Source organism: Hathewaya limosa (genome assembly GCF_030815255.1).
In the GTDB taxonomy this organism is placed as follows: Bacteria; Bacillota; Clostridia; order Clostridiales; family Clostridiaceae; genus Hathewaya; species Hathewaya limosa.
In genome coordinates, this window is the sequence record NZ_JAUSWN010000003.1 from 13,493 (window position 1) to 27,090 (window position 13,598).

At 23.8% G+C, this 13,598-nt stretch carries 9 protein-coding genes and 1 CRISPR repeat array (1 of these 10 cut by a window edge); all 9 genes read left to right on the plus strand.

What is annotated here, in order from left to right; genetic code table 11:
* Positions 1 to 348 precede the first annotated feature (348 nt).
* The 9 genes from QOZ93_RS02480 (at position 349) to cas3 (ending at position 9,870) form a co-directional block, all read left to right on the plus strand.
* Positions 349 to 1,722, plus strand: a complete 1,374-nt coding sequence (locus QOZ93_RS02480; RefSeq protein ID WP_307354975.1) for a [FeFe] hydrogenase, group A — start codon at positions 349 to 351, stop codon at positions 1,720 to 1,722.
* A gap of 145 nt (positions 1,723 to 1,867) precedes the next feature.
* Positions 1,868 to 2,686, plus strand: coding sequence for a pyridoxamine kinase (locus tag QOZ93_RS02485; RefSeq protein ID WP_307354976.1), 819 nt, complete (start codon positions 1,868 to 1,870; stop codon positions 2,684 to 2,686).
* Positions 2,687 to 3,214, plus strand: a complete 528-nt coding sequence (locus tag QOZ93_RS02490) for a TIGR04002 family protein (protein ID WP_307354977.1) — start codon at positions 2,687 to 2,689, stop codon at positions 3,212 to 3,214. It begins immediately after the preceding gene.
* Between the two features lie 20 nt (positions 3,215 to 3,234).
* Positions 3,235 to 3,831, plus strand: a complete 597-nt coding sequence (locus tag QOZ93_RS02495) for a TIGR04100 family radical SAM protein (RefSeq protein WP_307354978.1) — start codon at positions 3,235 to 3,237, stop codon at positions 3,829 to 3,831.
* Between the two features lie 145 nt (positions 3,832 to 3,976).
* Positions 3,977 to 4,648, plus strand: a complete 672-nt coding sequence (gene cas5 / locus QOZ93_RS02500; protein WP_307354979.1) for a CRISPR-associated protein Cas5 — start codon at positions 3,977 to 3,979, stop codon at positions 4,646 to 4,648.
* On the plus strand, positions 4,627 to 5,391 hold the full coding sequence (gene cas6, locus QOZ93_RS02505; RefSeq protein ID WP_307354980.1) for a CRISPR-associated endoribonuclease Cas6: 765 nt from the start codon (positions 4,627 to 4,629) through the stop codon (positions 5,389 to 5,391). The genes cas5 and cas6 overlap by 22 nt, the downstream gene beginning before the upstream one ends.
* 2 nt (positions 5,392 to 5,393) lie before the next feature.
* The gene (locus QOZ93_RS02510; protein ID WP_307354981.1) at positions 5,394 to 6,581 is read left to right on the plus strand and encodes a hypothetical protein; all 1,188 of its coding nucleotides are present in this window, start codon (positions 5,394 to 5,396) and stop codon (positions 6,579 to 6,581) included.
* Positions 6,582 to 6,583: 2 nt separating this feature from the next.
* Positions 6,584 to 7,564, plus strand: coding sequence for a type I-B CRISPR-associated protein Cas7/Cst2/DevR (cas7i, locus tag QOZ93_RS02515; protein WP_307354982.1), 981 nt, complete (start codon positions 6,584 to 6,586; stop codon positions 7,562 to 7,564).
* Positions 7,565 to 7,860: 296 nt separating this feature from the next.
* Positions 7,861 to 9,870 (plus strand): CRISPR-associated helicase Cas3', encoded by a 2,010-nt coding sequence (gene cas3 / locus QOZ93_RS02520; protein ID WP_307354983.1) that lies wholly within the window; start codon positions 7,861 to 7,863, stop codon positions 9,868 to 9,870.
* 184 nt (positions 9,871 to 10,054) lie between these two features.
* Positions 10,055 to 13,598: a CRISPR direct-repeat array (repeat unit 29 nt; unit sequence GTTAATAATTTACTATATTAGTTATAAAT); it runs 931 nt beyond the window's last position.

The following is a 13,598-nucleotide window of genomic DNA, read 5'->3' on the forward strand; positions in this document are numbered from 1 at the left end:
AGTACCTCTTTTCCAATTGATTCATATATAATATTTATTCATTTTTATAAATATATAAGAAAAATTATTTATAACTTGTTAAATATGTTAACATAATATTCAGATTTTTTCAATTATTGTTTATATGTTAATATATCATAAAAAACTCTAAATACTTACTTTATGTTAATAGACTAGTTTAATTTAATATTTAAAAAGGAATTAAAGAAAAATTTTACTTAATTAATTATAAATTACTAAATTATTTTGTGAAAATACTAGTTTCCAATATTTTTATGTGTTATAATTCTTGTTAGCAAATAATTGTTATTATATAAAAATAGATATTAATACTAAAGGGGATATTATATGCACGAATTTACAGATATTAGGGTTCCTATAGAAAAGGATAATCCATCAATTATGAGAGATGAAAGTAAGTGTATTAAGTGTGGTATGTGTAAAACTGTCTGTAGAGAGAAACAATCCGTAGCAGGATTTTATGATTTAATAAAAACAGGGGACAAAGCTATATGTATAAATTGTGGACAGTGTGCTAATGTCTGTCCAGTGGAATCAATAACGGAAAGATATGATTATGAGGATGTAAGAAAAGTTTTAAAAGAAGGTAAAAAAACTGTAATTATTCAAACTTCACCTTCTGTTAGAGTAGGATTAGGAGAAGCCTTTGGAATGCCTTTTGGAGAATTTGTAGAGGGAAAACTTGTAGCGGCATTAAAAAAACTAGGTATTAAGTATGTTTTTGATACTACTTTTGGGGCAGATTTAACTATTATGGAAGAGGCTAATGAATTTATTAAAAGAATTCAAGATAAAGATTCTAATAAAGAAAAAATGCCTATGTTTACAAGTTGTTGTCCAGCTTGGGTAAAGTTCGTTGAAACATGGTATCCTGAAAGAATAAAAAATTTATCTACTTCAAAGAGTCCTATACTTATGCAAGGAGCTACTATTAAGTCTTATTTTTCTAAAAAATTAGATATAGATATGGAGGATATTTATTCTGTAGCGGTTACTCCATGTACGGCTAAAAAGTTTGAAATAACTAGAGATGAATTTAATTCAAGTGGTAGAAATAGTGGAAATTCAGATATAAGAGATATGGACAAAATAATAACTACTAGAGAACTTGCTAAATGGCTTAAAGAAGAAAATATTGATATAAAAGATCTAGAAGATAAGAATTATGATGATTTAAAAGGTTCTGGAGCAGGAGTGATTTTTGGAAATACTGGAGGAGTTATGGAGGCAGCTGTAAGAAGTGCTTATTATTTTATAACTAATAATATAGCTCCTAAGGAATTAGCTGTTTTTAAAGATGTAAGAGGGTTAAGCGGAGTAAAAAAAGCACAAGTGTTTATTCCAGGTGCAGGATTATTAAATTTAGGTGTTGTGCATACAACTGCAAATGCAAGAAAGTTATTAGATGATTGGGATAATATAAAAGATCAATTTGATTTTATAGAAGTAATGGCCTGTGAAGGTGGATGCATTGGTGGAGGTGGACAACCTAAATGTATTATAACTGATAGGGCAAATATGTTAGAGTGTAGAATAGATTCTATATATAATAGAGATAATAATATGGAATTAAGACAAAGTCATGAAAATCCTACTATTAAAGAGGTGTATGATAAATTTTTTAATGCTCCTTTAAGTGAAGTTGCAGAGGAATATCTTCATACTTATTATTATTCTAGAAAAGAAGATTTAGGAAAATAGGGTAAGATAGATTAAATAATTCTAAAAAGACAGTAAGAACTTAGTTAGTTTTTACTGTCTTTTTTGTGCTATAAATGTACCGGTACAGTTTGCAAAAATTAAAAATCGTGGTATTATTTCTTTAGTGTTTTAGGGAGGCGATTTTTTGAATAATAGAGTAGCAGTTATAAATGATATGTCAGGTATAGGCAAATGTTCTTTAACTGTAGCTATACCTATACTTTCATGTTTAAAATTAACACCATGTCCTTTTCCAACTGCCATATTATCTTCTCAGACGGGTTATCCTGAATTTACATTTTTGGATTTTACAGATGAGATGATTAAGTATGAAAAAGTATGGGACAAACTTAACGTTCAATTAAAAGGAATATATAGTGGATTTTTAGGGTCAGAGAAACAAATTGATATAGTATTAGATTTTATAAAAAAACATAAGGAGTCTTTAATTGTAATAGATCCTGTAATGGCGGATAATGGGGTTATTTATAGTACCTACACAGAGAGCATGTGTAATAAAATGAAGGACTTAGTTAGACTTGCAGATGTAGTTACTCCCAATGCTACGGAAAGTTTGCTGTTAACAAATAAAGACTACACAAATATTACTAAAGACATAGAATATTTTAAACAGGTTGCAAAGGAGATTTCTTATTTAGGTCCTAAAAAAGTAGTTATAACAGGAATAGTAAAAGATAATACAGTTTCAAATTTAACTTATGATAGTGAAAAAGATGAGAGCTTTATTATAAGTTCAAATTACAATAAAAAATCTTATAGTGGTACAGGAGATATATTTTCATCTATACTTTGTGGAATGATTTTAAATGGATATAATCTTAAATCATGTATAGAAAAGGCTACAGAGTTTATATCTAAATCAATAGAATATACATCAAAATTTGATACAGATAGAAATGATGGAATTATGTTTGAATATTTTTTAAAGGAGTTGATTATGTAAATGAGTAATACTTCTAGGAAAACTAAATTATTGGTATTTACAAGTATGTTTGCTGCACTTATATATGTAACAACAGCATTTTTATTTCATATACCAACTGGAATTAATGGGGGGTATATTCATATAGGAGATGCTTTCATATATCTTGCAGCCTGTATTTTACCTACACCATATGCAATGATAGCATCTGCAGTTGGAGCTGGACTTTCAGATCTTTTATCTCCAGGCGGGGCTGTATGGGTTATACCTACAATAATAATTAAACCTATTTTAGTTTTATTTTTTACATCTAAAAATACTAGGATGTTATGTAAACGTAATGTATGCGCTATATTTTTAGCAGGTATAGTAGGGGTTTTGGGTTATTATATGGCTTCTGGAATTATGTTTGGCAATTTTAAAGTTGCTTTTGCAGCACTTTTAATGAACTTTATACAACCTATAGGAAGTGGTATTGCATTTGTAATCTTTGCATATGCCTTAGATAAGGTTCATATAACTAAAAAAATACATTCTGATATTTTATAATTTTTAGGGGGAATTTTTAAATGAATATTTTATATACTATAGATGATATTCTTTATATAAATATTACAAACAAATGTCCGTGTAACTGTGTATTTTGTATAAGACAAGAAGGGGATTCAGTAGAAAATAGTGGTAGTCTATGGCTTGAAAAAGAACCATCAGTAGAAGAAATTATAAATGAATTAAAAAAGGAAGACTTATCAAAGTATTCTCAAATAGTTTTTTGTGGATATGGAGAACCTTTAATGAGAATTAATGAAGTTATTGATGTATGTAAATATATTAAATCTGTTAGTACTATAAAGTTAAGAATTAATACAAATGGTCTTTCAGATTTAATCTATAAAAAAAGTACAGCTCCAATGTTAAAGAATATAGTAGATTGTGTATCTATAAGTTTGAATGCACCATCTAAAGAGGAATATAATGAAATTTCAAAACCTATTTATGGACTAGAAGCCTTTGATTCGCTTTTAAGTTTTGCAAAGGAAGCAAAGGAAAACATAAAAGAAGTAAAGTTTTCTGTAGTTGATGTAATAACAGAGGATCAAATCGAAAGATGTAAAGAAATAGCTAATAGTATGGGTATTCCACTAAGAGTAAGAAAGAAAAGTTAGTAACAAAGAATATGCCACATGTTTTCTTGAAGTTAAGAAAATATGTGGCATTTTATATATTCATAATTATATAAATATATAAAAAAATATAAAAATATATTATAATAACATTATTGAAGAAAATATACTAAATGAGGAGAGTACTATGAATTTTATAAAGATACCAATAATATCAAACTTAGCCCATTTTCATATTCCATATAGCTTTAAAAATCAGAGAACGTTTAATATTCCACCACCATCTACAATAGTTGGTATATTAAAAATATTATATAATGAAGATATAGATAATTTTGTTTTTGGATATACAATTGAGTATGATGGGATATTTAAAGATTTAACTAAAACATACAAAGAAGTAAATAGAAATACAAATAATATAGAATATATGAAAACGGGAATCCAAAAAAGTGATATATGTTGTGTAGAATATTTAATAGAACCTAAGATTAATATTTATACAAATATTAAAGAAGAATTAAGAATAAACAAACCTTTAAATTTAGGTAAGACAGATTGTTTAGCAAGAGTATTGTTGAATCAAAAACAAGAAATTAACTTAATAAACAAAGAAGGACAAGGATATAATCAATGGACAGATTTAAATGTAGGATATGGGCAAATAAAAAGAATTACTACAGAAACTATTTTCAATAGAGAAACTGATTGTTATGAACAAAACTATAAACTACTAAGAGAAAATGAAGTTTTTGATTATGATAAATTTTATGATGAAGAATTAGGCCAAAATATTTTTCTATGGAGTTTTAATAAAAAAAGAGAGGATCGAATTGAATGTTATGTAGAAAATCATTAAAACTAAAAGTAGCTAAAGATGAATTAATGAATTATAACTATCAGTATGCTTTATTAAGTGAAATATATAAATTAACTTATAAGTTAGATGAGCAGCAATCAAAATTTTTGCACGATCAAGGTTATTCAGATACAGGAAAAACATTAAAAAAATTTATGATATTTATGCAATTCTATGAATGTGATTATATTAAAGAAGGTATTATAATTAATCCAAATAGTAATATTCATTTAGTAATTAGTGGAGATAAAAAAATAGTTGAATTTATAGTTAAAAGTATAATTTATAATAGACAAATTCAAGTTAATAATATTATTTTTGATTTAGATAATATTGAAAAAGAAAAGAAACCTAAATTATCTAAAAAGACTTTTTATAAAGCTTTAAGTCCTATTATAAGTACAAAATGGGATAAAAAAGTAATATACTTAGATTGGAAAGATAAAGAATATTTTGAAGTTATAAAAAATAATTTAAGAAGAAAATATAAACAAATATACAATAAAGAATATGAGGGAGACTTAATCTTAGATGTATCTTGTATAGATAATATATTTGATGTAAAACAAAAGAGGATAAACAATATAAAAAACAAGGGATATATGATAGGCTATGCTAAGTTTAACTTTTGGTTAATAGCAGACAAGCAAATGCAAGAAATAGCTTATTATTTAGGATTAGGTAAAGGTAATACATTAGGAGCAGGATTTTTAGAACAACTAGGATATATAAAGGAGGAATAAAATTGAAAAGAACATACAATGAATTTGTAGACAATGGATTATTTGTAGCTAGTTATTTATTAAATAAAGAAATTGAAGATATAACAGAACAAGATATTTTAGATAATAAAGAACTATTTATAGATAAATTACTTGAATTTGTTTCATGTGAAAATTTACATTCAATTGGAACAATGTTATTTTTTAATAGTCCATTAATGAATCCTCGTTCTAAAAATAAACATAAAGAAAAAACCTTGGAATTTTTTAACATGTTAGAAGAAACTTTAATAGATGATAATAAAACAACTTGTTTTTGTTGTGAAGAAAAAAGAGTTTCTCCTTCAATTTGCAAAATATCAACGGTATCTTCATCTGTCAATCCCTTATTACCAGCTAATACTTTTTATAACTTTAGTAATAATCTACATATGGTGAATATATGTCCTATATGTTTGATTTTGTCTATGTTAAGTTTATTAAATACATTAAAATTTGGTATTAATTATTTGATAATTAGTGATAATGATGATTTTATGAAAGATTACACTAAACAAACCCAATATCAAAATTCTATGTATATAGAAAGTGATGGAGCAATTAAGAATAATAAAAAAATATTTGATTTTTTATATGAGATGTTTGATGAAGAGGGATATAAAGATATTTATAATTGTGGATATATTGGTATCTTAAGATATAACAATAGTAAAGGCAATAATGAGATAGAGAATTTAATTATAAATAAAAAATATATAGATTTAATTAAAAAATTAAAAAAAGTAAAGTTATATAATGAATTTAAAGAGAAAAAGTTAATTCAATTTATATTAAATAATAAATTAGAATATGTTTATTTAAGCTATTTGGTAGATTTTAATAAAGAAGAATTTAGATGTAGCTATGATTTAATTGAGTTTTTAAATAAGGAGTTGAATAATTTGGATAATAAAATTAAGAAATTGATTGAAGATATATGTTTTGAAGTTTATAAAATTAACGGTAAAAAAAGTATAATGGAATTAAAAAATATAAAATATTTAGGTGCTTTTGAAAGTTTATTATTAGAATGGAAAGAAAAATGTAATAAGGAAATATTTAATAAAGATGATTTTGAGTTATTAACAAATCATATGCAGTATAAAAAAATTATTAATTTTATGATATGTGAATTATTGACATTAAGAAATAAAGAAAATGGGGGAAAATAAAAATGATAAAAGATAATAGATATTTAAATATGGGATATACAACAGAAGTGATAGTAGGAAGATTAAATGGAAGTTCAAAAGAAGTTGAAAAAAGTTATCCAAACTTAAAAACTGTAACATATGTAAAAAAAATAAATGGTAAAGGAACAATATCAGCTCAATGCCAAAAATGGAATATAAAAGACTTTACAAGTCAACAAGGGTATGAGTTAAGTAAAAAAATTAAAACAGGTGGAAAAGGAGAAAGTAAAGTTGAAACTTCTGGAAATCCTTATAAATTTATAGATGAAGATATATTTGGCTATATGGCAACTGAAAAAGGTGGATCAACAAAGAAAAGAACTTCAAGATGGTTGATGAGCCACTTAACACAAATAGATAATAGAAAAATTAACTTAGAATGGAATACTTGTTCATGTAAAAATACAGAAGATGAAAATGCAACAATGCCTTATCAAGTTGAAACTTATTCAGGATTATTTGCAGGAATATCAAATTTAGATATTAATAATATTAGTAAATTTATCATAGATGATAAAGCGGAGTTTAAAGATTATACAAGTAAAGATAAAGTAAAAGAAGAAGATATACAAATTTCAAAAGAAGAAAAATTTAATAGAATTAAAACTGTATTAGAGGGATTGAGATATTTAAGTATAAAAGGAAATCAAAGTAATTATTTAACTGATACAACACCTAAGATCGTAATTCTAGGTGAATATACATGGGGAAACAATGTATTCCAAGGTATATTAAATAAAGATGGTATAAATATAGAAGCTTTAAAAGAAACACTTGAAGAGAATGAAAGATTTAGAAAAAGTGATATTTATATTGGTATAAGCAGCAAAGTATATAATGAAAATCTTATAGGATTAAAGGATAGATTAAAAGAAGAATTACAAGATTTTGATTATGTTAAAATAGATACAGTAGGAAAATCTTTTGATAATTATTTAAAATATCTTGAAGAAACTTTATAATTGCAGTAACCCATTATTTTTATTAATCTTTGTAAAGTGTTGACATATAAAGGATTTAAGTGTAGCTTATAAAAATATCAAAAACATTATTGGAGGTTTACTGCAAAACTGAAAAATTTCATACTTTAAGGAATATTGTTAAAGTTAGTTATATCAATGATTGTAGAGTTTTAAAAATTTAGGTGTTAATTAAACACTATATTAGTTTATTAAAATCTTAAATAACTATCAGTTAACATAAGAGTTCGCTCGTTAATTAAACACTATATTAGTTTATTAAAAAAAGGATAAAATAAATGTTGAATAAATATATTGCAAAATCAGATGGAACAACTTTAAAACAACATAATAAAGATTTACAGACAATATTAAATGAAATTAAATATATTTATAATTTAAATGAAAATGAAATAAATAGTTTAAATAAATGTATAGAAAATCATGACATAGGTAAAATTTATACAATGTCACAAGATAAAATATATAATTTAAGACATGAATTTATAGGGGCTAGTGATTCTAATTTAAACTTCAATGAAATTATATCTATATTATTACACCATAGAGATTTTGATACCATAAAAGAACGGTTACTAATAGATGAAGAAGAATATTATAAAGCCAAAGAATTTATTGAAAACGAATTAAAAATAAAATTAAATGATTTATATGAATGGAAAAATCAATATGGAAAATATATATTCAAAATGTGTAATCCTACATTACATAATTTGGATTTATTATTTAATAAAGGTTTTTTGAATTTATGTGATCATTTAGGTTCCGCAGGTATTAATCAAATAGATAAAGGATTAAACACCTATGATATTTTTAGTAAGGCATTTAATAATAACTTCAATTCAATACAAAAAGGAATATTAAAATTAAACAAACAAGATATAATAATTAAAGCTCCAACAGGATTTGGAAAATCTGCAACCTCTCTGTTATGGACAAATTTAGTTCAAAATAAAGAAAAAAGTAGAAGAATTTATTATATACTACCATATACTACTTCAATAAATTCTTTATATAAATCTTTCTCTGATGATTTTAATATTTCGACTGCGATGTTACATTCTAAGGCAGAATACTTTTTATCTAAGGAATTGGAAGAATATAAATCTAAATATCAATTATTTAAGAAAAGCATTAAACAAGTTACTATATGTACTATATTTCAATTAATAAAAGGTTTCTTTGGTTGTAAAAATTTTGAAATGTTATTGAGTCAATTAAGAAATTCAATTTTTATAGTCGATGAAATACATTGTTTTGATATTCAAGAATTTTGTTTTATTATAGAGATGTTGAGATATTTAAAAGATAATTTCAATATTAACATTTGTATAATGAGTGCTAGTATTCCAAGTTGTATTTTAGATGTTATTGAAGATAGATTAGATATAAAAACCGTTATAACACCATTTGAGGATAAAAGCAAAGGGAATTTAAATAAATTAAAACCTAGACATAAGATTAATTGGCATGATGAATTAATACAAGACTACATACAACAAATTAAAAATCATATAGAAAATAATGAAAAGGTATTAATTTGTGTAAATAGTATAAATAAAGCACAACAGTTATATGATGAATTAAATATATATAATCCTAAATTAATTCATGGTAGATTTAATATGAGAGATAGAGAGAACATAGAGAAAGATTTAGATAATTGTAACTTACTTATAGGAACACAGGCAATAGAAGTTAGTTTAGATATTGATTATGATGTCATGTTTACTGAAATAGCACCTATAGATGCTTTATTGCAAAGGTTTGGAAGAGTTAATAGAAAAGGATTAAAGGGGATAGCTAATATTCATATATTTAATTATAATAAAGATGAGTATATTGTATATGATACTGATATACTAGATAAAACATATGAGGTAATAAATCAGGTTGAATTAAAAAATAATGGAGTTGTATTTGAAAATGAAGTTGATAATTATTTAGATCAAGTTTATACTGAATTTAACAAGGAAGAATATGAAAAACATAAAAATAGATTATGGAATATATTCGATAATTGGGAAGTTGGATATATCAATAATTTTACTAATGAAGAAATGATAAAACAAGATAGTATAAGTGTTCTCCCAGAATGTTTATTAGAAGAATACACTGAATATATAACAGATAAAGATTATCTAAAAGCCAATTCATTATTAATAAATATTAGAAAAAATAGATTAAAAGATCATAGTTATAAATTAGAAAATATTTATGTGGTTGATTATATTTACAACGAAAAAGGTTTAATATTTGAAACAGATATTAAAAATCAGTTCTGTTAATTTGCAGTAAACGATATTTTTGTGATAGACTCTATAAGCATTGATATTAGTAGAGTTAGGGATATTATTTAATTTTTGATAAAAACACTATTAGAGGTTTACTGCAAAAGTACATAAGTTTGATGATTTAACAAGTTATTTAAACATGGATAAATCAACGTGTTTAAGGATTCTTAATTTTGGGGTTAATAATTTACTATATTAGTTATAAATACTTTGTTTGGATTAAAGTCTAAACGGATCAGAGTGGTTAATAATTTACTATATTAGTTATAAATATCACATGCAGATGAGGAGGAAATAGAAATTGAATTAGTTAATAATTTACTATATTAGTTATAAATATGTATGTATAATAATACTTGTAAGGCAACAAAATAGTTAATAATTTACTATATTAGTTATAAATAAATATTTACAAGAAGTTTTCTAATACTATATAAAGGTTAATAATTTACTATATTAGTTATAAATCCCCCTACTTATCAATTGATAACAATTCTTACTTGGTTAATAATTTACTATATTAGTTATAAATTATTCTTATAGAATGTAATTATTCAGAAAGTATAATAGTTAATAATTTACTATATTAGTTATAAATATTTTTGTAGATAATTCAGAAAGCGTAAATAAAATAAGTTAATAATTTACTATATTAGTTATAAATTGGGATTGTAAGTAAAGCTAAAGTAAGAGAGTATTCCGGTTAATAATTTACTATATTAGTTATAAATTATCGTTTATAGTGTATAATACTAATTCTCTAACTACGTTAATAATTTACTATATTAGTTATAAATTGTAAATGGTATCTTAGATGTTGAATTGACTAGCCAAGTTAATAATTTACTATATTAGTTATAAATATAACAGGGTGGGCAATACACGAAATATCATTCTCCGTTAATAATTTACTATATTAGTTATAAATCTTGGTACAGGCTATCAAGTTGGGTACGCACGAAGGTTAATAATTTACTATATTAGTTATAAATCCTTAATATCTTCTCTACTTGGTAACTATCTAAGTTAGTTAATAATTTACTATATTAGTTATAAATCAGGAAATGATGGCAATATAGGGGATAAAGAACATCCGTTAATAATTTACTATATTAGTTATAAATTTGTTTTATTTTACAAAAAGTGTTGACATTTCCAACGTTAATAATTTACTATATTAGTTATAAATACCAATCTCTAAAATGTAATTTGCCATTTTTTAGCACGTTAATAATTTACTATATTAGTTATAAATTCAAACTCCGTCTCTAGTACATCCACCTCAATTCTGGTTAATAATTTACTATATTAGTTATAAATTACCAAAGAACATTCCCGTATTAGATAGATGTGACATGTTAATAATTTACTATATTAGTTATAAATCTTGGTACAGGCTATCAAGTTGGGTACGCACGAAGAAGTTAATAATTTACTATATTAGTTATAAATCACTTATGTCTACATTCTGTAGTAAAGTAGTACCCTTGTTAATAATTTACTATATTAGTTATAAATGCGAAGAAGATATTATGAACTACGCTAAAAAGGTTCGTTAATAATTTACTATATTAGTTATAAATCTGATATGGGTTCTCTTGCTGTGGGGGATAGGATAGCGTTAATAATTTACTATATTAGTTATAAATTTGGGAGAAAGTATTCCCCAAGAGCTACAGGTTGATAGTTAATAATTTACTATATTAGTTATAAATTCAAACGAATATTATAATACTTTTGTATATACTTTAGGTTAATAATTTACTATATTAGTTATAAATCTTGGTACAGGCTATCAAGTTGGGTACGCACGAAGAGTTAATAATTTACTATATTAGTTATAAATTAACTACAATACAGAGGGGGACGCAAGAACGGCTATTGTTAATAATTTACTATATTAGTTATAAATGAATACGAAGCTGAAAGTATACCTTTTAAAGGTGAGAGTTAATAATTTACTATATTAGTTATAAATAAAAAGGACAAGATATAGGTACGATTATGACTTTATCGTTAATAATTTACTATATTAGTTATAAATCATTGTATCAGAAGAAATTGCGTATTTACAAGATGTGTTAATAATTTACTATATTAGTTATAAATTCTAAAATTGGCGATTATATACCTAATTTATTTGAATGTTAATAATTTACTATATTAGTTATAAATTTGCAACAAATGTTTAAATTAGATAAAGAAGAAAAAGGTTAATAATTTACTATATTAGTTATAAATTCTGGTGCGGGTGGGGGTGGTTCTGGTGGTGATAGCGTTAATAATTTACTATATTAGTTATAAATTAAAACCTTTTTATTTACGCTAGGAACACAAGCATTTGTTAATAATTTACTATATTAGTTATAAATGATGTTTATGCTTGGTGTGAATTCTTATTTAATAAGTTAATAATTTACTATATTAGTTATAAATCAAATAAAAATAAAATTGTTAATATAGGTGATTTAAGGTTAATAATTTACTATATTAGTTATAAATTGCAAGTCTAAAGAACCAAGAAGACAAAAGGAATATGTTAATAATTTACTATATTAGTTATAAATTCTTTTAACATTTCTATGTTTTGAGGGGTATTAAATAAGTTAATAATTTACTATATTAGTTATAAATTTTTTAGGAATTATAGCAGATATAAGAAAGATTTTAGGTTAATAATTTACTATATTAGTTATAAATACGTTAAAATATATTCCCTACGTCTTCTTTCTTGCATGTTAATAATTTACTATATTAGTTATAAATTTCAATTGCTTCCATTTTCCTTGACCATCGTATTGTAGTTCGTTAATAATTTACTATATTAGTTATAAATAAGAAAATATATTAGTTACTAAAAATCAATTTACTAAGTTAATAATTTACTATATTAGTTATAAATGTTCCTCCACACTTGCGATACCGCTAACTTTTCTAAGTTAATAATTTACTATATTAGTTATAAATCCTATGTAGACTATGGAGATTGTCTGTTCTATAAGCGTTAATAATTTACTATATTAGTTATAAATCAAGAAGGGATTATGTTTATAGTGAGTAGGTTAATAAGTTAATAATTTACTATATTAGTTATAAATTTCCGGAAATAGATACAGCCTTATCTCCATATGCCGGTTAATAATTTACTATATTAGTTATAAATGTATATAGCATAGAAGCATTTAAAGGTATAAAAATTCGTTAATAATTTACTATATTAGTTATAAATATTATGTCCTATGTGTGCATGGAGAAGATCGTTAAAAGTTAATAATTTACTATATTAGTTATAAATTATTTTTAATAATTTCTTTAACGTTAATAATTTACTATATTAGTTATAAATTTGCCAAAACAATATATTTTTGGTTGTTTTCTATTGGTTAATAATTTACTATATTAGTTATAAATCCTATCTATATACCCAACATGCTAGTCCAATATATAGTTAATAATTTACTATATTAGTTATAAATTCATAGTTAATGGAGTTGATGAAATTAAACTTAGAGGTTAATAATTTACTATATTAGTTATAAATTGAGGTTATTATATAACGTTTCAATACAAAAGTATAGTTAATAATTTACTATATTAGTTATAAATAGTTTTATATTTAATATTATATGTAACTTTACATTAGTTAATAATTTACTATATTAGTTATAAATAAATTCGAAATTTATTAATAAAAAAAGTACGTGTATGTTAATAATTTACTA

Coding starts and splice junctions, on each gene's coding strand:
- QOZ93_RS02490 (WP_307354977.1), top strand. CDS start 2,687: ATGAGTAATACTTCTAGGAAAACTAAATTATTGGTATTTACAAGTATG.
- cas6 (WP_307354980.1), top strand. CDS start 4,627: ATGTTATGTAGAAAATCATTAAAACTAAAAGTAGCTAAAGATGAATTA.
- cas7i (WP_307354982.1), top strand. CDS start 6,584: ATGATAAAAGATAATAGATATTTAAATATGGGATATACAACAGAAGTG.
- QOZ93_RS02495 (WP_307354978.1), top strand. CDS start 3,235: ATGAATATTTTATATACTATAGATGATATTCTTTATATAAATATTACA.
- cas5 (WP_307354979.1), top strand. CDS start 3,977: ATGAATTTTATAAAGATACCAATAATATCAAACTTAGCCCATTTTCAT.
- cas3 (WP_307354983.1), top strand. CDS start 7,861: ATGTTGAATAAATATATTGCAAAATCAGATGGAACAACTTTAAAACAA.
- QOZ93_RS02480 (WP_307354975.1), top strand. CDS start 349: ATGCACGAATTTACAGATATTAGGGTTCCTATAGAAAAGGATAATCCA.